At 37.5% G+C, this 21,669-nt stretch carries 20 protein-coding genes; 14 read left to right on the top strand and 6 right to left on the bottom strand.

The genetic code is table 11. The features are described from left to right. Window positions 1-40: 40 nt before the first annotated feature. Window positions 41-1,498, top strand: a complete 1,458-nt coding sequence (locus tag IPO27_02475) for a PKD domain-containing protein (GenBank protein MBK8845468.1) — start codon at window positions 41-43, stop codon at window positions 1,496-1,498. On the opposite strand, the gene IPO27_02470 is transcribed toward IPO27_02475, so the two are convergent. Genes IPO27_02470 through IPO27_02455 form a run of 4 tightly spaced genes read right to left on the bottom strand, consistent with a single transcriptional unit; the run spans window position 1,495 to window position 4,777 of the window. Then, complete coding sequence (locus tag IPO27_02470) at window positions 1,495-2,379, bottom strand: glycosyltransferase family 2 protein (protein MBK8845467.1); 885 nt, start codon at window positions 2,377-2,379, stop codon at window positions 1,495-1,497. The two genes, IPO27_02475 and IPO27_02470, sit on opposite strands and share 4 nt — an antisense overlap. Then, entirely contained in the window at window positions 2,369-2,722 is a 354-nt protein-coding gene (locus tag IPO27_02465; GenBank protein ID MBK8845466.1) for a glycosyltransferase family 4 protein, read from the bottom strand. The genes IPO27_02470 and IPO27_02465 overlap by 11 nt, the downstream gene beginning before the upstream one ends. Further along, entirely contained in the window at window positions 2,641-3,486 is an 846-nt protein-coding gene (locus IPO27_02460) for a glycosyltransferase (GenBank protein MBK8845465.1), read from the bottom strand. Before IPO27_02460 ends, IPO27_02465 begins: the two co-directional genes overlap by 82 nt. Beyond that, window positions 3,479-4,777 (bottom strand): hypothetical protein, encoded by a 1,299-nt coding sequence (locus IPO27_02455; protein MBK8845464.1) that lies wholly within the window; start codon window positions 4,775-4,777, stop codon window positions 3,479-3,481. The genes IPO27_02460 and IPO27_02455 overlap by 8 nt, the downstream gene beginning before the upstream one ends. Window positions 4,778-5,122: 345 nt before the next feature. Here IPO27_02455 and IPO27_02450 point away from each other — a divergent pair, with 345 nt between their 5' ends. Together IPO27_02450 and IPO27_02445 are read left to right on the top strand one after the other, a co-directional pair. After that, window positions 5,123-5,389: a hypothetical protein gene (locus IPO27_02450; protein MBK8845463.1), complete on the top strand. Its 267-nt coding sequence runs from the start codon at window positions 5,123-5,125 to the stop codon at window positions 5,387-5,389. Window positions 5,390-5,423: 34 nt separating this feature from the next. After that, window positions 5,424-5,615 carry a hypothetical protein gene (locus tag IPO27_02445; GenBank protein ID MBK8845462.1) on the top strand — a complete coding sequence of 64 codons (192 nt, stop codon included), beginning with the start codon at window positions 5,424-5,426 and terminating at the stop codon, window positions 5,613-5,615. On the opposite strand, the gene IPO27_02440 is transcribed toward IPO27_02445, so the two are convergent. Both IPO27_02440 and asnB (IPO27_02435) read right to left on the bottom strand, forming a co-directional pair. Continuing rightward, complete coding sequence (locus IPO27_02440) at window positions 5,599-6,387, bottom strand: FkbM family methyltransferase (protein MBK8845461.1); 789 nt, start codon at window positions 6,385-6,387, stop codon at window positions 5,599-5,601. The two genes, IPO27_02445 and IPO27_02440, sit on opposite strands and share 17 nt — an antisense overlap. Before the next feature lie 121 nt (window positions 6,388-6,508). After that, complete coding sequence (gene asnB / locus IPO27_02435; protein ID MBK8845460.1) at window positions 6,509-8,224, bottom strand: asparagine synthase (glutamine-hydrolyzing); 1,716 nt, start codon at window positions 8,222-8,224, stop codon at window positions 6,509-6,511. Between the two features lie 65 nt (window positions 8,225-8,289). Here asnB (IPO27_02435) and IPO27_02430 point away from each other — a divergent pair, with 65 nt between their 5' ends. From IPO27_02430 to asnB (IPO27_02380), 11 genes are all read left to right on the top strand, one after another. Then, window positions 8,290-9,240 carry an NAD-dependent epimerase/dehydratase family protein gene (locus IPO27_02430; protein ID MBK8845459.1) on the top strand — a complete coding sequence of 317 codons (951 nt, stop codon included), beginning with the start codon at window positions 8,290-8,292 and terminating at the stop codon, window positions 9,238-9,240. 71 nt (window positions 9,241-9,311) lie between these two features. Further along, complete coding sequence (locus tag IPO27_02425; protein MBK8845458.1) at window positions 9,312-10,763, top strand: oligosaccharide flippase family protein; 1,452 nt, start codon at window positions 9,312-9,314, stop codon at window positions 10,761-10,763. Beyond that, window positions 10,760-11,842 carry a glycosyltransferase gene (locus tag IPO27_02420; GenBank protein MBK8845457.1) on the top strand — a complete coding sequence of 361 codons (1,083 nt, stop codon included), beginning with the start codon at window positions 10,760-10,762 and terminating at the stop codon, window positions 11,840-11,842. The genes IPO27_02425 and IPO27_02420 overlap by 4 nt, the downstream gene beginning before the upstream one ends. Window positions 11,843-11,846: 4 nt before the next feature. Further along, window positions 11,847-12,713 carry an FkbM family methyltransferase gene (locus tag IPO27_02415; protein ID MBK8845456.1) on the top strand — a complete coding sequence of 289 codons (867 nt, stop codon included), beginning with the start codon at window positions 11,847-11,849 and terminating at the stop codon, window positions 12,711-12,713. After that, the gene (locus tag IPO27_02410) at window positions 12,695-13,678 is read left to right on the top strand and encodes a class I SAM-dependent methyltransferase (GenBank protein ID MBK8845455.1); all 984 of its coding nucleotides are present in this window, start codon (window positions 12,695-12,697) and stop codon (window positions 13,676-13,678) included. Before IPO27_02415 ends, IPO27_02410 begins: the two co-directional genes overlap by 19 nt. Window positions 13,679-13,683: 5 nt before the next feature. After that, window positions 13,684-14,313, top strand: coding sequence for an acetyltransferase (locus tag IPO27_02405; protein ID MBK8845454.1), 630 nt, complete (start codon window positions 13,684-13,686; stop codon window positions 14,311-14,313). Window positions 14,314-14,373: 60 nt separating this feature from the next. Next, complete coding sequence (locus IPO27_02400; protein ID MBK8845453.1) at window positions 14,374-16,314, top strand: hypothetical protein; 1,941 nt, start codon at window positions 14,374-14,376, stop codon at window positions 16,312-16,314. A gap of 39 nt (window positions 16,315-16,353) precedes the next feature. Next, window positions 16,354-17,250 carry a class I SAM-dependent methyltransferase gene (locus IPO27_02395; GenBank protein ID MBK8845452.1) on the top strand — a complete coding sequence of 299 codons (897 nt, stop codon included), beginning with the start codon at window positions 16,354-16,356 and terminating at the stop codon, window positions 17,248-17,250. Window positions 17,251-17,252: 2 nt separating this feature from the next. Continuing rightward, window positions 17,253-18,377, top strand: a complete 1,125-nt coding sequence (locus IPO27_02390; GenBank protein ID MBK8845451.1) for a DegT/DnrJ/EryC1/StrS family aminotransferase — start codon at window positions 17,253-17,255, stop codon at window positions 18,375-18,377. A 4-nt stretch (window positions 18,378-18,381) separates the two neighbouring features. Beyond that, window positions 18,382-19,785, top strand: coding sequence for a hypothetical protein (locus tag IPO27_02385; GenBank protein MBK8845450.1), 1,404 nt, complete (start codon window positions 18,382-18,384; stop codon window positions 19,783-19,785). 25 nt (window positions 19,786-19,810) lie between these two features. Then, window positions 19,811-21,649: an asparagine synthase (glutamine-hydrolyzing) gene (gene asnB / locus IPO27_02380; GenBank protein MBK8845449.1), complete on the top strand. Its 1,839-nt coding sequence runs from the start codon at window positions 19,811-19,813 to the stop codon at window positions 21,647-21,649. Window positions 21,650-21,669 lie beyond the last annotated feature (20 nt).

The following is a 21,669-nucleotide window of genomic DNA, read 5'->3' as shown; positions in this document are numbered from 1 at the left end:
TAATTTATCTTCATCACAATTTGATACGATTACAAATTATTTGTGGAATTTTGGTGATACAAATACAAGTGCCGATTCATTGGCTACGCATATCTATACTGCCCCAGGGCAGTATAGCACATCGTTATTAGTAACTACCAAAAATAATTGCAAGGATACTGCCTATGCACAGATTAATGTGCTTAAGTCGCCAGAGCCTTACTTTACATTCCCTTCAATTTGCCAGCTCGAGCCTGTAAAATTTAATAGTTTCGATACCAGTAATCACCCATTTCCAATTGTATCCTACTTGTGGTCGTTTGGCAATAACTCTACCAGCCCTTTCCCAAATCCTACCATGCAATATTCATTGCCAGGAACGTATACGGTTACCCTTACAACGACCGATGCCCAAGGATGCCAGGCATTAGCAAATGACACTGTGCTTGTAAATGCTAAGCCTAAAGCTGATTTTTCATATACTCAGCCATGTACCAATCAGCCATTGTTACTTTACGATGCCAGTAATTACTTCAGCGATAGCAACAGTTCGATTTTATTTTATTGGAATGGCGCAATTGCAGGCGGTGATAGTAGCAATATAGCGCAACCACAACAAGGATACAATAGTGTAGCTCTGACTGTAACAAGCAATAAAGGTTGTGCCGATTCTACTGTCGAAAATATATTTATCAATCAGGCACCACAAGTAAATTTTTCAGTATTCCCTACGGTAGGCTCCGTTGGACAATTGGTTAATTTTAGTAATCAAACCCTTGGTGCAACATTCTACACATGGAATTTTGGAGACAATACCGCTAATTCGAATGATGAGGATCCCATGCATGCTTATGGCGCTATCGGCAACTATCAGATTCTGCTTTCAGCAGTCAGCGATTCGGGATGTATTGACTCTGCAACAGCGCTCTTTAGTGTAGTGGATGTGTATCTTGATATTGCAGTTAGATTATTGGAGTTTTCGATAAAGGATAATGCAATTAAATTTTCTGCATTGTTAAAGAACAATAGCAACGTTGAAATACTTAATTATAAATTGAAATTAGATGTTGAAGGGTTACCATCAATAATTGCTGATAATAAAGAGCCACTTGCTTTGGTAAACCCTTTTTATAAATTTCAGTTTCAAAATCAGGTGGTCATTAATGGGAATTTCTTACCTGAATATTATTGTGTAGAAGTGTTTAGTGTAAATGGAGGCAAGGATGAGGAGCCGGCCAATGATAAACTATGCACAAGCCTAACAGGTATATTCAATGTAGGTTTAGTATATCAGGATAACACAAATGTATATGCTGATATTTATAGTTTAGCTAATGAAGAACTATTAATTACAGCTTATGACAATACAGGGCGCATGGTATTTGAAACGAGTAAGCAGGTGTTGCGTGGTTATAATAAGATTATGTTGCATAACGGATATTTGTCCAGTACGTATTATACCTTAAAAATTTCAAGGGAGGATGGAGAGTTGCTTTATAAAAGATTTTTTATCCGCTAAAAAATATTTTTTAGCAAGCCCAAAAATTTCACATCAAATACAAAGGCAGGATATTCTTTAATAATTTTCCACAGGTAGTTGCGTGCTTCTTTTTTCTTATTGCTAATGGCAAGATGTATAGCAATATAAGCATCAAAATAGGCATTGAATTTTTTGGCTTTGCCTTTGAACCGCGATTGCACATGCGCATTGTTCAAAATTGAGTGAAGCGAAATATTTTTTCGAGATAGTAATTTATTTTCATCAAAATGAAATACACTTCGCTTGTCATGAATGAGCAAGGCTCCCGTAATTGTTTGAGAGGTACGCAATCCATATTGGGCAGCCAATCGCACCCAAAGTTCCCAATCTTCGCTGCCGGCAAGTTCACGGTCTTCTATAAAGCCGTTGGCTTTAATAATTTCTGACTTTACAAGTACACCCATACAACTTAACGGGTTGCCTTCAACCAGCAATTCACATTGATTGTCGGGTACCACCATGGTAAGCTCAATTTTGCCATTTTGGATATTTTTAATTTCATAACCCTGATGAAAAAAAGGTGGCCGTTGCATTTCATTGAGTACCTGGTTTGCATTCGATAAATAATTGGGGTAATACAAATCATCGCTGTCTAAGAAAGTAATGTAGTCGCCTTTGGCAAGTTCAACACCACGGTTGCGCGCTGCTCCTCGTTCCCCATTTGCAAATTTTTTGTACATCACTGTTTCATTCAAATATGGGGCAACTATATCTGCTGTATTATCAGTACTGCCATCGTCTATTATTATTAATTCAAAATGACGGTAAGTTTGCGCAAGCACACTGCCAATGCTTTTGGCTATAAAGTCAGCACGGTTATACGTGGGTATAATTATTGAAAATAAAATATCACGTTCCATATATTTCTTCAAGAAGTAAAATCATTTGCGAAATGTCGAATTTTTCAAATACATCTTTCTTTCCCTGCTTTACAATTGCATCTATGATATCAGGATGAGAAAGCGTGTAGATAATTGCTTCATAGATCTGTTCGGAGTTTTTAAAGTCAACCACCAGCGCGTTTTTCATATTCTGAATATACTCGGAAGCAACTCCAGATAACGTAAAGATAGAAGGAATTTCTATGGCCATGGCTTCAATATAAATTTGACCAAAGGCCTCTACATATTCATCAACAGGAACATGTACAAAAACATCAAAGCATGCATATAAATCAAAAACATTTTTTTCAAATTCAATGATACGATAATTTTTTCATCCATATCGGCACACATTTCCAGTATGTTGGTTTTGTAGTCGCCTACAGCATTTGCCATAATTAACACCGTGTTAGGGTGTTGAGTAAGCAATTGCTTGAATGCGGGAATGATGTACTGTATGCCCTTGAATTCAGTAAAGCGGCTGATCACGCCAATTATAGGATGATTGTTCTTAAGATTGTATTTGGCAGGAATGTATTCTTTGTTTTTGTTAAAGCTTAGCATTTCGTCAAAGTTAAAACCATGATGCAGCAGCGTGGCTTTAGATGCCGGTACTTTTTCCTTTTCAATGAGTATGTTTAATACATTTTGCGAAATGGCAATTATTTTATGCGAAAGAAAGTTGTTCAGTTTGTCATATTTTATGGCATGTGGAAATGAGTCGTGATGAATCATACTATGATGGCGCGTATGCACGCGCATGGGTACGCGCAGCAGATATGCAGGTATGAGCGATGCTATGCATGCATCGAACAAGTGTGCATGTACTACATCCGGTTTTATTTTCAGAAGTAGTCTGAATATTTTTGGAATAACTGTTAACAGATCATACTTGTTGCGATAAGGTATATAATACGTATCAATATTCGCTGCCTTTAAAATATTTACCAATTGAGGTTCTTGATGGAAGAGGAAAAAGAAAGTAACATCATACCGCTCTCTGGGCATAAACTCTGCAAGCCATTTTATGCCATAACTAAAATCTACACTCGAAACAAAGTATATTATTTTTTTTCGTTTAAGCATCTGGTTGTCCTTGTAATAATTTGGCCATGTTAATTGCCTGGTTTTTTCGGGAGTAAAAATAAACTTTTGTCATATCATGATGCGTAGTACAATGTCCATTTTGTTTCCATTCATAATACCAGTTGTTCATTATTTCAACAAACTCCGATACGGAGTTTGCTATTTTACCTGCTTTGCATTCTAGTATTACTTTGTCTAAAATGTCATTATCTCCTGGTGCTACCAGTATGTTATTTCCAGAGGCAAGATAGTCTAATGGTTTTACACCAATTTGGCCGTAGTATCCTTTCCATGCTGGATAAAAAAGAACATCACTTTGCCTGGTAATATGGGTAGCCTCTTTTTTTGGAACCCTTCCACTAATAGTTAATATGGTTGATGGAATTACTTGGCGCATTGTATTTAAAAACACATCCGAATTGTCTTGCCCAATCATATTTATCTGAACTGTTTCTGCTGATTTGTCTTTAATAAATTCCTGTAAGCCAGCTATTAATATGCTCGTATCTTGCAATGGATAAAGGCTGCCAATCATGCTAAAGGTAAACTTATAGTTGTTGATGCGGGCAGGCGCATTCAAATGATACTCTTCTTCGAAACCATTAAAATTAACTTCAACCCGACCCTTAAAAATGCTTTGTACCAAGGGAACAAAGGCTGGTGTAATTACAGTAACTATATCAGCATGGCGTAACCATTTCTTTAAATAAAATTCGTCAACAGCATTAAAAATTCTTTTTGTAACGGTAGGCCTATATGCCGGACTTCCTATGTAATTGTCCCAAACATCACGAAAGTCGGCAATAATTTTTGCTTCGCTATTTTCATGAAGCATGGGTATAAATTTGAAAACATTATGCGGAGGACCGGTTACAATGATGAAATCGAATTCTTCGGTTGACACTAATTTTCGCACATAATTGTAAAACGAATAATAGGCATCCACTTCGGTGCTAAAAACTCCCAGTAGTTTTGAAGCAATAAAATAAACCGGTCGCACACATTTGCTCAAAAAGTTTTGTTGATTTACAAAACGGTATAGCCATCTTTTTTTTGATGGCACATTAATGGTTTTATAATCCGTTGTTTCATTAATTTCAATTGCCTTATCAATGTCGTTAATATAGTCAGCCCATTTTTGCTCGGTGCCTAGCCAATGCCGTGTAAGTAAGGTTGGAAATATGCCAAGCTCTTTAAAATAGGTAACCCAGGAGTAGCTGCGCCAGGGTGCTGAGCCATGGCAGGGAGGGAAATAATAACTGATAATGAGTGCTTTTTTTGTTGAGGGCATATAGCAGAATTGGTGCTTACTTCACCTTGGTCAAATTACGTGCAATAAATTATACTATACAATATGAAATATTTTTTTCTACATTAGACCAACCCGTGAAATTGATGTGTGAATAATCAATAATACCTAATGCGTACCCCACAAACAGATAATGGCGAATCGTGATTGTGGTGGGCCCATAGCCAAAATGGTGAACGAAGGAAAGAAGTAAATTCTAATGCATTTTTCAATTTGTACCAAGTCGATGCCACACGAAACAATTGTGTATGGCTTGTAGATTTTGTCTTAAGCAACCAATTCAAAAAGAAGAAAATCAAAGGCGAATAGATTAGTTGTTACTAATACTTGTTTGGTATTTGCCTCTATTATGGTGATAATAGTATTGACTATGCTATTCCCGGAATTGAAAAAAGTGATAGCATTGACGAAACAGCTCTTGTTGCAAAACCTTACTGTCTAAGTTGCAATGTGATGATAGAAGCAGGTGTAATCATTGAGGCCGATTGTGTTATTCAGCGCAATACTTGTTTCTTAAAGCATACGCAGATTGGCAACCGTAAATCAATAGCGGGTAATATTACCTTTATTTGCCTATGCAATAATTGCAGGTAGTGTAAAAATTGGAGACAACACTTGGGTTGCACCTTTGGCAAGTAGTAAAAATCAGGTAGAGGTGGGCCATGCAAATATGATTGGACTGGGTGCCGTGGTGCTAAAAAATACTCCACCTAACTCCACCTATATTGGTAACCCTGCCGAAACTATTGATGATTACAAAAAATGGAGTGCTGCAAAAAAAAATATTGCTTCAAAAGCAATAGCTATGCAGTTGCAATAATATCAAAGTGACAGTGTTCGAAGTCGCTATTTAAGTCAACCATTTCAAACGTATCAGAATGTACAAAGCGCGTATAGCCCGCTTTAACAAGTAACTCAATTAATTGGCGGGCAGTATGATTATTCTTGCGCATGTCGTCATCATCTAGTTCAATTAAAAAAACAGGTTTATGCCTGGCAATCATATCACTTGCGCCTTCCATAACCTGATAAGCAAATCCTTCAACATCTATTTTTACGAAATCAATGTCAGTTAAGTTGAGTTGCTTGCAAAAACTATCGAGGGTATCAATTTCAATTATCGTAAAAGGATAATTATGTTCACCTGAAATAATACGGTTCATCCCAGGGTTGCTTTCATTTACCTCATACATGCGTAATTGCTCTTTCTTAGCACCGAGGCCCGATTTGACTAAATAAATTTCATAGTTGTTGTGCGAAATATTTTGTTGTGCACGCTTGAAGTTTGCCGGGTGAGGTTCAAACGATACAACCCTTGCCTTTGGATTTAAAGAAGCAAACAACAATGCTCTCCCACCAATATTGCCACCAATATCAAGAATGGTTCTGGCTCTTTTAATATATTCCACTACATATTTAAGTTCAATTAATTGCGATTCCCAAAAAAGGTGATGATCTACTACTTTGCTCAAGTCAAGCTCAAGCGTTAGTCCATCGCGGTTTACTTGCCGTAATTTGCCTGACTGGTAGGTGTAATTTGGTGGAATTAACTTCTTGATATAGTTGTTGTCGGTAAGTTGTACAAGCTTCAAAAGTAAAGACTCAAAGATGGAAAAATGAAAAACAGTTCTCAGTAAATTTAAAAATTTAGTTTTGTTACTTACTTTTAGTTCAAGGTTAGACATTCGGGTCTTATTTTTTTATTGCGATTTCTTAGCGAGCAAATTGATTAATAAACGAAACTGCGAACATATTTAAAAAATGATTGGTGCAAGGAATGATTTTGTATGCCCTTAGAATTTCGGCAGCTGCTTTCCCTTTTTCTGTAATTTTTTTATCTTTTAACCACACATCTTCGCTTGTTTCGAATCCGATTTTAAGCGTACGCTTATAAATCTCTTCCGGCAAAATTGGTTTGCACGCTTCACGCAAGATATACTTATTATACCCATTTCGATAAAGAAGATGGTTGGGCAAGGATAAGCAATATTCTACTAGCTCATGGCTCAGAAAGGGCAGCCTTATTTCTATGCCATGCGCCATGCTGCTGCGATCGGCATAATGCAGCAATTCGTTTAGTTCATGCTTTAATGCAAATACCAACCGGTCTTTAAAAGTGTACCCTTCATTAAATATGCTACGTCTTTTTCCAAACAGATTTAGTAACGGGTCAAACAGAAATAAATAACCAAGCTTGGCCTTTCTATCATACTTTGATTTTAATTCACTACGCTCATGCCATAGCTTAAGCCAATGCAGGTCGCGGTAATATTGCCATATCAAAAAGTATTTCATGTGGTCGTAACCCGAAAGATATTCATCAGCTCCCTGACCATCAAGAAGAACTTTTACCTGATGCTTTTGTGCAGTTTGCATTACATACCATTGAGCAAAAATACTTGTTGATTTAGGAATATGCTCCTGAGAATAAATGATTCGATCTATTTCATGCATCGTGTTGTCTATATCTACATACACTTCAATATTTTGATAGCCTGTTTGGGCTATTACTTTCGATACCCAATACCCTTCGTCTTTTGGATGGTTTGGGAATCGCGCAGTAAATGTTGCGTAGTTTTCGTGATTAAGCTGGGCAAGTTTACAGGCAATGGCAGATGAGTCCATGCCCCCAGAGAGTGAAGTGCCAACCGTAACATCGCTGCGCAATCTTCTGGTAATTGATTGGGTAAAGAGGAAGTTGAATTTTTCGATGCAGGCCACTTCGGTTGATTCTGCAAATGCGCTAATCAGACTTACATCATAATATTTTGTGATAGTTGTCTTTCCATTTTTTAACCATAAAAAATGCCCGGGGGCTAGTTCTGCTAAGTTGGTAAACATATGATTATACAAAGCATATTTGCCCGAATCCAATAAAAACGAATTTATTTGGTTGAAGTTGACACCAATTAGTTTTTCAACTTTATGAATAGCTTTTATTTCAGAGGCAAATAGAAATTTACTTTGGCTATGAAAATAATAGAATGGCTTTTCGCCAAATCGGTCGCGTGCACAAAACAACTCACCACTCAGTTCATCAAAAATTACAAATGCAAACATGCCATCTAACATTGCCAAACATTTCTCGCGGTATTCAGCAAATAATGCTAAAAGAACTTCGGTGTCACTTTTGCTGTTAAAGCTGTATTGTTTTGTTAGTAAATGACTCCGGAGCTCAACATAGTTATATATTTCGCCATTAAACACAATGGTATATCGCCCATTTTGATAGTGCATGGGCTGATTGGCAATGGTCGACAAATCAATGATAGAAAGACGTGCATGTGCAAGCGAAATTTTTTTTGCTTCATCCGTCCATATGTTTATTCCATCTGGCCCCCGATGCGAAATGGTTTGAATCATTGCCTGGGCCGTTTCTTTGATATCTGGTAATGATGTTACCGAAATAACCCCCGCTATTCCACACATATAGTAATTGTAGTCAAATTATTCAATGGCATAAAATTGGATATTTATTTTCATATTTGCCAATTATGCTTCAAAACAAACGAATATTTATTACCGGTGGTGCCGGTTTCATTGCTAATACTATTATCAGCAGACTAATTAATGAAAATGAAATTACTGTTTACGATAATTTTCATCGGGATACGCTGTCAACATCGGTGTATGCAAATCATAAAAACCTGAAAATTATAAAAGGGGATGTACTTGACTTACAGCAACTCACCCAAAGCATGAAAGGTGCTGAAACAGTGATTCATGCTGCCGGCATTGCCGGCATCGATACCGTTATAAAAGATCCGGTTCGAACCATGCAGGTGAACATGATAGGCACAGCCAATGCGCTGGAAGCAGCATGCACCAATGCCATAAGTCATCGCTTTATTGATTTTAGCACCAGCGAAGTATTTGGCTCAATGGCTTTTAAAAGCAGCGAAACCGATCGCACAGTTTCGGGCAGTGCAGGTGAAGCTCGATGGGTGTATGCTGTTAGTAAGCTTGCCGGTGAACATATGGCGCACGCTTATTATAAGCAATACAAGCTACCCGTGGTTACAGTACGGCCATTTAATGTTTATGGCCCCGGTCAAACCGGTGAAGGCGCTATACAGATATTTATAAAGCGAGCGTTAAAAAATGAAGACATAAACATCTATGGCGATGGCAATCAAATCCGCGCCTGGTGTTATGTTGACGACTTTGTAAACTGCCTATTGTTATGTCTCGAAAACGAAAGGGCAGTAGGCGAAAGCTTTAATTTAGGTAATGCAAGAGCAGTTATCACTACACTTGGCCTGGCGCAAGCCGTGTGCAGAGTGCTTAACTCTAAATCTAAAATATTATTTAAGCCTGCCCTTAGTGCCGATATCGAACTAAGGATTCCCAGTGTGCTAAAGGCCGAAGAATTATTAGGCTTTAAAGCAAAGGTAGATTTAGATGAGGGCATCGAACTTACTGCAGCATATTTTAGGACTGTATAATTGTCGAATATAAGTTTCGATTAGTTATACTCCTTCCCCAAATTTATTTAAAATCAATCGCCTTCCCTGTTATGTCAACTTTAGCCCGTATTAAGCAACTAACCGGAGATAGCCTTATATATGGTGTTGGAAATATTCTTATAAAATTTATTAGTGTATTCCTGATACCCATATACACACGTTTTTTTCAACCTGCCGACTACGGAATTATTTCAATTGCTAATAATGCTTTTGCTTTATTATCAGTGTTTCTGGTAATGGGTATGGACAATGCAATGGCTATTTTTTTTTATGATGAGCAACTGGATTCTAAGCATCGTACGTTAAACACACGAACCTTGTTCAGCTTATCAGTCGCAGTATTTGCGTGCCTGTGTTTGCTTGTTTTTTACCGCCCGCTAGCCTATTGGCTGTTCAATAATCAAACTTATAATGCAGTTTTCATTTATGCCGCCCTGAATGTGATGTTCATGGTGTTTCCAAACATACTAATGGGGTGGTTGCGTTTACACAAAAGGGCGCTTCATACCATGTTTTTTATCGTAGTTGGCACTTTATTCAATGTTGCTTTAAGTTTGATCTTGGTCGTATATTACAAAAGAGGTATTCAAGGACTTTTTCTTGCGCAATTAGTTTCTTCCATTTTGCAAACAATCTATGCTGCTTATGTCCTTAGAAAAGAAATCAATATTGTATGGTTCGAAAAAAGTTTGCTGAAAAAAATGCTGAAATTTTCACTTCCTTCAGTTCCCGCTGCACTTGCAATTTGGGTTGTAACCTCTTCGGCTGCATTTGCAATAAATTATTTTTATGGTACCGCACAAGTAGGCTTGTTTCAGGTTGCATCCTCCATTGCTTCGGCTATGTTGTTGTTGGTTGGTGCCTTTCAAATGGCCTGGGGGCCATTCGCTTTTTCTATAAAAAATGAATCTAATGCGTTTGAATTTTACAACCTTATTTTCTTGCTTTATTTATGCATATGCGGTGCGTTAGCAATTAGTATTGCCTGCATGAGCCAATGGCTTCTTAAAGTTTTTACGACCGAAGCATATGAAAGCGCCTACGCTGTGCTTAGCTTATTATCCTTAGGTTACATTCTTAATGGCACGGTTTATATTGCTGCTCTTGGATTAAATTTTGCAAAAAAAAATACTCCCTTTGCTGTGTGTAATATTGCTGCTGCATTATTCACACTAGGTTGTCTGGCACTATTGGTTAAGCCTTATATAGCCTTAGGGGCTGCTATAAGTATTATTGCAGGGCAGCTACTCTTAAATGTATTTTTGTTCTATGTTGCTCATCAAAAATATCCAATGCCCTATCAATATACGCGAGGGGGTATACTTTTTGGCGCTACTGTGATAATGGTGGTTGGTGCTATTTACATACTAAAGAATAATTATTTGCCCTGGTATTTATTGTTGTTTGTATCCAATGCGTTATTCTTATTTCTTTGCTTTTTTGTTTTCGAACGGAGTTTGGTTTTAAAATTATTACGGAGTAAATTTTCTAAAGAAAAGTGAAAGTCTTTCATTTACCATATAATATGGCTTCTTTTATGAGCGAGACTACTCAAGGTTTGGAGGCCATTGGTGTTGAAACAAGAGCGCTGTGTGTGCATCCGCCACATATAGGTATTAAAAGTTCCAGTATTACTCATGTCTTTACTGATAAGGATATGTCCTTTTTGCAAAGGGTGAAAAGCAGAATTGCAAAATATTATTTGATATTAAGAAATATTTTTTGGGCCGACATTGTTCACTACTATTGGAACAGTGATATATTAAGCAAAAACCTGGACCTCAAACTTATCGTGTGGCTTAACAAACCTGTTGTGATAGAGTGGGTGGGAAGCGATATTCGGAATCCAGATATTGAAGTAAAGGAGAATCAAAAATATGCGGAGGCTCTGTTGCGAAAAAATTCGAAATATATTAAACTTGAATCAGCATTAAGGTCAAAACAAATACAACAAAAGTTTCATGACATTGGCGCCATTCCTGTTTTGTGCACAGATATGATTAGCTACCTTGACTTAAATTTGTTTCCGGTTTATTTCAGAGTGTTTCAGCGTCTTACTGTATCCAATTACAAGTCAATGCCGCCAAGTCCATTGGTAAAGCGTCCGGTTATTGTGCATGCTTCAACCGACTTTGTTGCTAAGGGTACATTTTCAATTAAGCGTATTATTAATGAGCTAAAGCAAATATATGACTTCGAGTTTAAGTTGGTAGCCAGAGAATCGCGCGAAAATTTGCAACGTATTATTAGTGATTGCGATATTTATATAGATCAAATAATATGTGGTGCACATGGACTTGCAGCTGTAGAAGCTATGGCCATGGGAAAGCCGGTTATAACCTACATTAAAAAATCGTTGATAGGTAAGTACCCTGCCGATTTGCCCATTGTGAATGCAAACGATGATAATTTGTACGAAGTGCTCGAAAAGTTAATTGTAGATAGTAATTTGCGACACCAAATAGGATTGAATTCGCGAGCTTATGCCGAAAAATATCATGACACAGAAAAGGTTGCTATTAAATTCAAGCAGATTTATCAGGAGGTGATTAACATGAAACAACGAGCCAATACCCAATAGCCAAATGCTGAGGTCTAAAACCAAAATACTTAACGCCTTTCGTAAAGTCGGTATGAATCTTTCGGTCGAAAGGATGATGATGCAATATACCCAAGGCCGCTCGCATAAAACTTTTGCCGCCCGTCTTCTTCCTCAAAATTATCAATATCCAAAAAATGCCAAAAGAACCATTTCGCGATATGGTTTTAAATGGGAGCTCGACATTTCCGATTACATGCAGTATTGCCTGTACTTTGGTATTGTTACTGAGCCTCGTAAAAAGTTATACGACCTTGTGCCTGATGCAGGCATTGTAATAGATGTGGGCGTAAACTTTGGAGAGACACTCCTGCACTTTAGTAAACTAGCCCCCAAAGGAACAGTTATTGGTTTTGAGCCAATACCGTTTTTATACCATCAGTGTAAGCACCATCTCGAAATTAATCACATAACCAACGCACATTTGCATAACCTTGCACTTAGCGACAAGCCTGAGAAACTAAACTTCAATCTTGCGGTAGTCCACAACACCGGAGGGTTTAGCATGCAAAAATCTACAAACGGGCAGGGAATAGTAAATGCTGTAAGATTGGATGACTTTTGCCTTGAAAATAAAATTGAGAAAGTAGACTTAATAAAAATTGATGTAGAAGGCTTTGAGTACAATGTATTACTAGGTGCACAGCAAGTACTTGCAAGACATAAGCCCACGTTGTTTATAGAACTTGACGATACGAATTTGAAAAAACACAATAGCAGTGCAAAGCAGTTAGTAGCTTTGCTGCTAGCTGTTGGTTATCGCATTACCAATGCAGAAACTGATGATGCATTAGACGCAAATGCTAATTTTGACGCTTGTCACTATGATATTATATGCAGGATAGAAAATTAATTGAAATAATACACCCAGATACCGGTAATCCATTGTTGGAGACCACCAATGGATTAGTTGATGCTGATGGCAAGGTAGCATTTCCATATAGTAATGGGGCTTATAGACTTGTATCTGATAATAATTACACAGCAAACTTTGGCAAAGAGTGGAATACCTTTGCAGCAACCCAGGTTGATAAGCATTCATCGAATTCGATTTCTGAAGTGCGTTTGTTTGCACAAACAAAATGGCAAAAGGGTTTTGGTAACGGCCTTAATATCCTGGAGGTTGGTAGTGGTGCCGGAAGGTTTTCGCAAGTAATACTGCAACATACACAGGCGCATTTATACTCGGTAGATTATAGCAGTGCGGTTCAGGCAAATTATAAAAACAACGGACCTCATGAAAGGCTGCACTTATTTCAGGCAAGTATTTACGACTTGCCCTTTGCTCCTGCACAGTTTGATAAAGTAATTTGTGTGGGCGTGTTGCAACATACTCCGGATGTTAAGAAATCAGTGCAATCACTTATAAGCATGGTGAAACCAGGTGGCGATTTAGTAATTGATTTTTATCCGGTAAAGGCTTGGTATTCTAAAATAAATGCAAAGTATTTATTAAGGCCATTTACAAAAAAAATGAATCATGATAGGTTACTTAGTTTGATTAGAGCAAATGCTGGTTGGATGATTAGTGCCTATAATTTTTTCGAAAAAATTGGTGTAGGAAAATTCGTTAACAGATTTATTCCCATTTGCGATATAAAGCGAACCATCCCCTCCAATTTGCCATATGAGCAACTTAAGGAATGGGTAGTGCTCGATACATTTGATATGTTTTCGCCCGAGTACGATCAGCCACAAAAACTTAGTACCATGAAAAAGTATTTAGAACAAGGTGGTTTTGGTAAGGTGGAAGCAGAGTTTGTAAATTATGCCGAAGATTTTATTGCTGCCACAATACGCGGCCTTAGCAAAAAATAAATAACCTGATGAAAAAAAAACTGATTTTATTTCCTTTTAGTGGCAATTCGTTCGAGGCTGTGGATTGCGCACTGCATGAGTTTGATATTATTGGTTTTGTTGATGATCATCCTGATAAGCAAGGTGCTCAGGCGCTGGGTATAATAAACTATCAGCGCGATTTTATTGATAATAATAACGATGCATTTGTATTGGCGTTGCCCGGCAGCCCCTCAACTTATGAAAAGCGAAATCTGATTATTGCTTCACTGCAACTTGACAGCAGCCGTTTTGCTACTGTTATTCATCCATCGTCAAGTGTAAGCAAACATGCACGCATTGGATTTAATACATTGATTATGGCAGGGGCGGTAGTTACCAGTAATGCCATTATTGGTAATCATGTAATTATTTTGCCCAACTCTGTAATCCATCACGATACAACTATAGGAGATTATACCTGCATTGGCAGCAATGTAACTATTGCCGGCAATGTGACTGTTGGCAATCAATGTTATATAGGCAGCGGAAGCAGTATTATTAATGGAATAAGCATTGCATCAGGCACCTTGGTTGGTATGGGAAGCAATGTAATCAGACCTGTAAATAAAAAGTCGGTGGTTGCAGGAAATCCTGCGCGGGATATTATTCAATAATAACATCGGGCCTATTAACATTACCTGCTCAGTTGTGCGATAGTTAATTTATTTTTATTCATGCTATTTAATGAGATTTATGCATATTATTTTTCGGGATTGATTGCCCTATGCATTCTTTTTACTTCGGCTTTAGCAACCGGTTATGTTTTCAAATTAAATAGTTATAAACCTCTTTCCAATTATATTATCTCGCTCGCATGTGCTTTATGTATATTGGTTTCATTATTCGGTGTTTATCTCACACATGGTAAAACTATTTTATGGGGTGGACTAGCTGTGGTGGGGTTATATTTATTTCAACTGCGCAAGCAAAACCTAGCTCACGCATCAACGATTGACTTTTCCTTCTTTAAGAATTTTATGCTTAATGTGGTGCTGTATACACTATGTTTTGCATTTAGTGCATGCACCTTTTACTTTAAAGATGCAGGAATTTTTTATAATAGCCTTGGCGACCATTATGCCTATTCGCTTTTGGGAAATATTATCAAACATACGCATATCGAAAATGCTTATTACTACACTTCGTTTGGAAAGCAGTTTGAAGGCACTGCGCTTTACCATTATTATGATATATACTTTTCGAGTATCATTTCTTTTCCTTTCAGGCTGAACAATCTATTTACCTACAGCATTACTGCCAATGCTTTAATGAGTTCATTTGTTATGTTGGGGCTGTGCGCGCTGCTTCAGCAGCGCGTTAGGTGGAGGCAGGTTTATTTGGTGTTCGTTTTTTTGTTTATTCATTTCACCGGTTTTGTGTTGCCTCTTTATTATTTCGAAAAGGTAAACCCCATTTTAATTGGTGCATTTGATTTTCCTTATTTAAGTGCTGCAAACTTCTTAAGAAGCAGTTGTATGAGTTTGTACGTAATTTTATTTGTGCTTGCCTATAAAAAGGAATTGCGTTTTTGGACTTTTACTCCTTTGCTCTTATTGCCTTATATTAATATTGTTACATTACCCGGTATTGCAGGTGGCTTAGCATTATTAATGCTTCTCTATTTTATCTTTGAAAGAAAAGGTTGTGATACCCCTTATTTCAGGTTTGCCCTGCTGTTTGTACTTGCGATGATTTATTTTTCAGTGTTTAGTCTGCTCACCGGATCGGCATTTGGTGTTGCCAAACTTATAATTACGTATAAAGAACTTTCTTTCTATATATATTATTTTTTATGCATTGGTAAATATTCCCTACGAATTCTCATTTTTTATTTTCCTGTATTTATTTTTCTGTGGTGGTATTTCAGCCAAGGTAAATTTTCATTTAAGTTAATCTTTACCGAGTATTTAATGTATACCACACTTGCTGTTATCTTATTGGTTTCGTTACTAACTGCATGCATCTTGTGGCAAAACTATGATGGCATGCAGGCATTTACCAACCTTGCTCGCGAGGTAATGTTAACCTTACTCGTATTAGTAGCTGCCTTTGCTATAAAAAAATTCAACAACCTTAGAGGTGTTTTTAAAACGGGCATAGTCGTTATCCTAATCTGGTTTGTAATCAATGCAGGGTACAATATTTTTTCATTTAATCTAATGCATAATCATCCGCAAACGTTCAATCAATGCACCTACACATATCCCTATTTACAGTTGGTGCGCAATGGACTTAATGCGGTAAAAATTAACGGAGAAATGATTACTTGTGCTGTGATGCAGCATACCATTAACTCGATACCACATCCGGTATCAGGAAATATTGATAACGACCTGTTACCTCTTACTATTTATTTTAAACAATACCATCCAACCAATAAAAAAGTAGATTGGAAAGAATTGTACACCCGATCTCCAATGGGGCAATATTTTGAAAAATTTCCTGCAACCAGCCAAACTGATAGTTTGCAGCGTTATCGTGATTTTTTGCAAGAAAACAAGATTAAGGTAACGCTTGATCATAATGTTGATTTATCGTCCCGTTTGTATGAAAAGAGCGCATGGACTTTTGTATCAACAAGCGAAGGTGGCACCATTTTTTATGTGCATAAATAAAACACTATCTTGCTGCACCAATCTATCGTAAATAAGCCAATGCCAGAAAAGTATCAAGAGTTTGAAGCCTGCACACTTTGTGGAAGTCATAACTTGAGTACTTTGCAGGGCTATGCCAAAGCTTATCTGTGTAAATGCATCAACTGTAACTTTGTATTTGTAAAGCGAATACCCACTGATGCCGAATTGCAAGAGCATTACAGTCGTTACCCCCGCAGTTTTGATATTTCCCCAATCACCTTAAAGAGATATAATGAGTTGTTGAATTATTTTGAAAAATTCAAGAAGACCAATCGGCTAATGGACATAGGTTCGGGCAATTGTCTTTTCCTTTTGGAGGCTAAAAAGCGCGGCTGGCAAGTATATGGGAGCGACTACGAAAAAAATGCCGTTGCAATAGGCGAAAAAAACGGCATCGTAATGAAACATGGGAAGCTTGATGCTAATTGGTTCGACAGCGGTTTTTTTGATGTCATTACTTCCTTTGAAACCATCGAACATGTTAACGAACCTAACCACATGATTCAGCAAATAAATCTTTTGTTGCGAAAAGGTGGTGTGGTTTATTTAACTACTCCCAATTTCGGTTCTATCGAAAGATATTATTTGAAAGCAGATTATAATGTGATAGAGTATCCGGAGCACCTTTCTTATTTTAGCAAAGGTACTATGCAAAAGCTGCTTACACAGAATGGATTTGAAAAATTGAGTTTGCAAACAACCGGTATTAGCCTAACAAGATTGAAAACAAGTTGGCAACGAAAAAATAAAAAGCCGGTTACCGAGTTATATACGAGCAATGAAAATACAGATGAAAAAATTCGTAACAAGATAGAGACAAATATTTTTGCTCAGGTGAGCAAAAAGGTTATCAATAGCCTGCTTACTTTTGCCGGTACAGGCAATTCTATTAAAGCAACATTTATAAAAAAGTAAAAATGATGATTCCGATAGCAAAACCATACTTAACTACCGAAGATGCGCAGGCAGCTTACGATACCATACTTACAGGATGGATTACACAAGGGCCACGCGTTCTAGAGTTTGAACAGAAGTTTGCCGCCTACACAGGAAGCAAATATGCAGTAGCTGTTTCTAATTGCACTACTGCTTTACATCTTGCATTTATAGTAGCAGGTATTAAAGCTGGCGATGAGGTTATATGTCCTAGTATGAGTTACATTGCCAGTGCAAACTCTATTACCTATGTTGGTGCCACTCCGGTGTTTGCCGAAATTGATCCGCATAACTACAACCTCGATATAGCTGATGTGGAGCAACGCATTACGAATAAAACAAAAGCGATTTTATTAGTGCACCAAATTGGCATACCGGCCGATGTAGAGGCATGGGAGCGCCTGTGCAAGAAATATAACTTGTTGCTTATAGAAGATGCGGCTTGTGCTGCAGGGGTTTCAGTAAACGGCAAAAAAATAGGAGCCGACAGTCTGCTGGCATGTTTTTCTTTTCATCCTCGAAAGGTAATAAGCACCGGAGATGGAGGTATGATAACAACAAATAACGAAGCCTTTTACAACCGTATGCGATTGCTTCGTCAACATGGTATGAGTGTAAATGACAGAGTTAGGCATGAATCGAAAACACTGATTTTTGAAGATCATGTTGAAATTGGATACAACTATCGCATGACAGATATTCAGGCTGCGGTAGGTATTAAGCAATTGGAAAAACTCGATTGGATAGTTGCGGAGCGAAATAAAATTGCGACAGTATATAATGATGCGTTAAGCAAAATAGCATGGATACAACTTCCGTCAATTCCTGAAAACTGCGTATATAACTATCAGTCATATTATATTAACCTTACAAACGATGCTCCTATAGGTCGCAATGAGTTAATGCAGCTAATGATGGATGCAGGCATTAGCACACGCAGAGGAATCATGTGTGCCCATCGCGAAACCGCATACAAACACCTTAACATTTCGTTGCCGGCAAGTGAAAAGGCAGCAGATCAAAGTTTATGTTTGCCTTTATACATTCCCATGGATATGAATGATGTCAATATAGTTATTGATTTTTTAAAAAGTATAGCCTCTTAGTAACATGATGGTTGGACACGTTCCAATATTTACATTTTGGCTCCAGTTTCTTTCGATGCTGGATGTGGTGGTTATTCCTATTTACTTTTTCTTGTTATGGTTGTTTGTAAGAATTACGGTGTTCATATTTAATAAGAATAATCCTACCTATAAATACTTTTGGCCAGGATTATTGTGTAAGTTGTTTGGAGCAATTGGAGTGTGTGTTGTTTATAGCTTTTATTACAATGGTGGCGATACTACCACCTACTTTGTGGATAGTATTGTAATGAATAAACTTATTTTTATTAACCCCGGTGCTTATTTTCATATCTTATTTAATCACGAGGGTGTAGTTGATTACTATGCATTTAATTCAGCAATTGGATTTCCCGAAAATCTGGATGACCCTAAAAGTTTCATGGTAGTAAGAATTATATCACCTATTACTTTTATTTGCTTCAATTCGTTTTTCCTTACCACCATGGTGCTTGCAACATTGGCCTATGTTGGTGTGTGGCGTATGTACCGAACATTTATGTACGAGTTTCCACAGCTACGCTGGCAAATTGCTATTCCCATCTTATTTTTTCCTTCGGTTTTCTTTTGGGGTAGTGGCATTTTGAAAGACACCATTACATTTAGTTGCCTTGGTCACTTAATATTTTGTATTTACATGATTTTCATACGTGGTGAAAAAAAATTCGTTCATACCATCCAGTTATTAATAGCCATACTGATTATTCTTGCTATTAAACCATATATTTTTGTTGGCGTGGTCCCTGCCTTTTTGGTATTTGTTTTGTCGGTGGCTAATTCAAGATTCAAAAACGAAGTGCTGCGCTATATGTTTTTTCCCTTCATGGCATTTTGCATTTTTGGTGGCGGTTTTGGTTTGATGAGTTTATTATCATCAAGTTTAGGCGCCTACTCATTCGATCATATATTTGACCGTGCTGTTGAAACACAAAAGGATTTTAAAAGCGAATTTTACCAGGGCAATACGTTTGATATTGGTGAACTTGAGCCTACCTTTACCGGACTCATCAGTAAGTTTCCATTGGCGGTTAATGCTGCCTTATTCAGGCCTTTTATTACGGAAGTAAGAAATCCGGTAATGCTGCTATCGGCAATTGAAAATTTTTATGTGTTAGTGATAACCATCATTGCCTTATTACGAAGCCGTATTTTTGGGTTTTTTAAAGTTTGCCTTACCAATCATCTGCTTCTATTTTCGTTTGTGTTTAGTATGTTCTTTTCTTTTTCGGTTGGCATTACCACAGCAAATTTTGGTAGCCTTGTTCGTTATAAAATCCCGATGTTGCCTTTTTATATTGTTTCGGTGCTCATTGCAAATGCGATGTATACCAAGTTGTACAAAGAAAAGCAGGAGGAGGCTAAAATGTTGAATGAGCCTGCAGTTTCATAATGGTATTTAATTTGTTTTTGATGGTATGTGTGGTATAGCCGGTTATTATTTGTTTAGTGAAAGCCATGCAGGCATAGACCTACTTGGAATGAATAAGTCTATGCAACATCGCGGGCCGGATGCCAATGGGTTTTTTGAAAATAACACCATTGGTTTAGCACACAACCGATTGTCTATTATTGATTTGGATGCAAGAGCAAATCAACCACTGCAAGATAGCACAGGCCAATACCGAATTATTTTTAACGGAGAATTGTATAACTACAAGTTCCTTAAGGACTATCTTGCTAAAACATTCAATCAGCAATTTACAACAAGCAGCGATACCGAGGTGCTATTATATTTGCTTATACATGAAGGCGAAAGTGCATTAAATAAGTTGAATGGCATGTTTGCTTTTGCATTTTATGATTTGCACAGGGAAGTATTATTAATTGCGCGCGATCATGTTGGCATTAAACCTTTGTATTATGCATCAAGCAGGAGTGATGTTGTTTTTTCATCCGAGTTGCAAGCATTAAAGTTATTGAACAGGAATTTCGAAATTGATCATTTGGCTGTTAACTATTATTTGCATTTAGGATATATACCAGCACCATATACGTTGTATAAGGGTGTTATGAAACTGGAGGCCGGACATTATTTAGTGATTGATAAAAATGGAGTAAAACAAAATAAATTCTGGACACTGGAGTCAACAGCAAGAGTTAATCCAGGATCTTCAACCTCAATAGCTATTGGAAAACTTGAAGAGTTATTGTTGCAAAGTGTTTCCTTGCAACTTCAAAGCGATGTGCCTATCGGAGTTTTTTTAAGCGGAGGTACCGATTCGAGTGTTGTTGCGGCATTGGCGCAACAGGCGCATGGTAAGCAGATTGACACTTATTCTATCGGATTCAATGAGTCTAAGTATAACGAAGCGCCCTTTGCCGAAGCTATTGCTGCACATATTGGAAGCAATCATCACCGGTTAGACCTCTCGCTTAATGATGCGCTTCATCTTGCTGAAAAAGTTTCTGGTATATATACCGAGCCGTTTGCCGATAGCAGTGCTTTGCCAACTTATATTGTTTCGCAAATGGCTGCAAAACATTGCAAGGTGGTATTGTCAGGCGATGGTGGCGATGAATTGTTTTTAGGATATGGTTCGTATCAATGGGCCATGCGATTTCAAAATCCGTATAAGCGTCATGCATATCAGCGTATTCACCCAGCATTGAATTTGCTCTCATCAAGGTATAAGCGTATTGCTCGTATGATGGATTGGAAAGATAACTTTTCGCTGCACAGCCATATATTCTCGCATGAGCAATATTTTTTTAGTAAAAAAGAAATACATCAACTACATACTACGCCAACCGAAAAGTTGCATTTCGATTTATTTGCTCCCGGCCGTTCGCTCAACTTTGCGGAAAAGCAGGCGCTCTTCGATTTTCATTATTACCTGCCCGAAGATTTATTAGTAAAAGTGGACCGTGCAAGTATGCAACATTCAATTGAAGTACGGGTGCCTTTGCTTGATAAGCATGTGGTAGAATTTGCATTTTCGTTGCCTTACAACTTGCGTTATCATAAAGGGATTGCTAAATATTTGCTCAAAGAGGTAATGTATAAATATATACCCAGGCAAATGATGAATAGGCCTAAATGGGGTTTCTCGGTTCCGCTTGCAGCCTGGCTGCATCACGATTTGCAGTACATGATTAACAAATACCTTTCGGCAGAAGTAATAAAGCAAACCAATCTATTGAATGTGACTTATGTTGAAGAGTTAATCAGGCGATTCAATAATGGCAAGAACGATTTCCTGGCACAGCGAATTTGGAATCTGATTATTTTGCAGCAATCGTTAGCAAAGAATTAAGTCGCTTAATCAGCTCGAAG

It is taken from the genome of Bacteroidota bacterium (genome assembly GCA_016714535.1).
GTDB lineage: Bacteria > Bacteroidota > Bacteroidia > AKYH767-A > OLB10 > JADKFV01.
The sequence above is the reverse complement of the archived record's forward strand: the minus strand, read 5'-3'. Positions and strand labels throughout refer to the sequence as shown.

Excerpts from the sequence above, each read along its gene's own strand:
- IPO27_02470 (MBK8845467.1), bottom strand. The coding sequence starts at position 2,379 with ATGGAACGTGATATTTTATTTTCAATAATTATACCCACGTATAACCGT.
- IPO27_02460 (MBK8845465.1), bottom strand. The coding sequence starts at position 3,486 with ATGCTTAAACGAAAAAAAATAATATACTTTGTTTCGAGTGTAGATTTT.
- IPO27_02455 (MBK8845464.1), bottom strand. The coding sequence starts at position 4,777 with ATGCCCTCAACAAAAAAAGCACTCATTATCAGTTATTATTTCCCTCCC.
- asnB (MBK8845460.1), bottom strand. The coding sequence starts at position 8,224 with ATGTGTGGAATAGCGGGGGTTATTTCGGTAACATCATTACCAGATATC.
- IPO27_02430 (MBK8845459.1), top strand. The coding sequence starts at position 8,290 with ATGCTTCAAAACAAACGAATATTTATTACCGGTGGTGCCGGTTTCATT.
- IPO27_02425 (MBK8845458.1), top strand. The coding sequence starts at position 9,312 with ATGTCAACTTTAGCCCGTATTAAGCAACTAACCGGAGATAGCCTTATA.
- IPO27_02415 (MBK8845456.1), top strand. The coding sequence starts at position 11,847 with ATGCTGAGGTCTAAAACCAAAATACTTAACGCCTTTCGTAAAGTCGGT.
- IPO27_02410 (MBK8845455.1), top strand. The coding sequence starts at position 12,695 with ATGCAGGATAGAAAATTAATTGAAATAATACACCCAGATACCGGTAAT.
- IPO27_02400 (MBK8845453.1), top strand. The coding sequence starts at position 14,374 with ATGCTATTTAATGAGATTTATGCATATTATTTTTCGGGATTGATTGCC.
- IPO27_02395 (MBK8845452.1), top strand. The coding sequence starts at position 16,354 with ATGCCAGAAAAGTATCAAGAGTTTGAAGCCTGCACACTTTGTGGAAGT.
- IPO27_02390 (MBK8845451.1), top strand. The coding sequence starts at position 17,253 with ATGATGATTCCGATAGCAAAACCATACTTAACTACCGAAGATGCGCAG.
- IPO27_02385 (MBK8845450.1), top strand. The coding sequence starts at position 18,382 with ATGATGGTTGGACACGTTCCAATATTTACATTTTGGCTCCAGTTTCTT.
- asnB (MBK8845449.1), top strand. The coding sequence starts at position 19,811 with ATGTGTGGTATAGCCGGTTATTATTTGTTTAGTGAAAGCCATGCAGGC.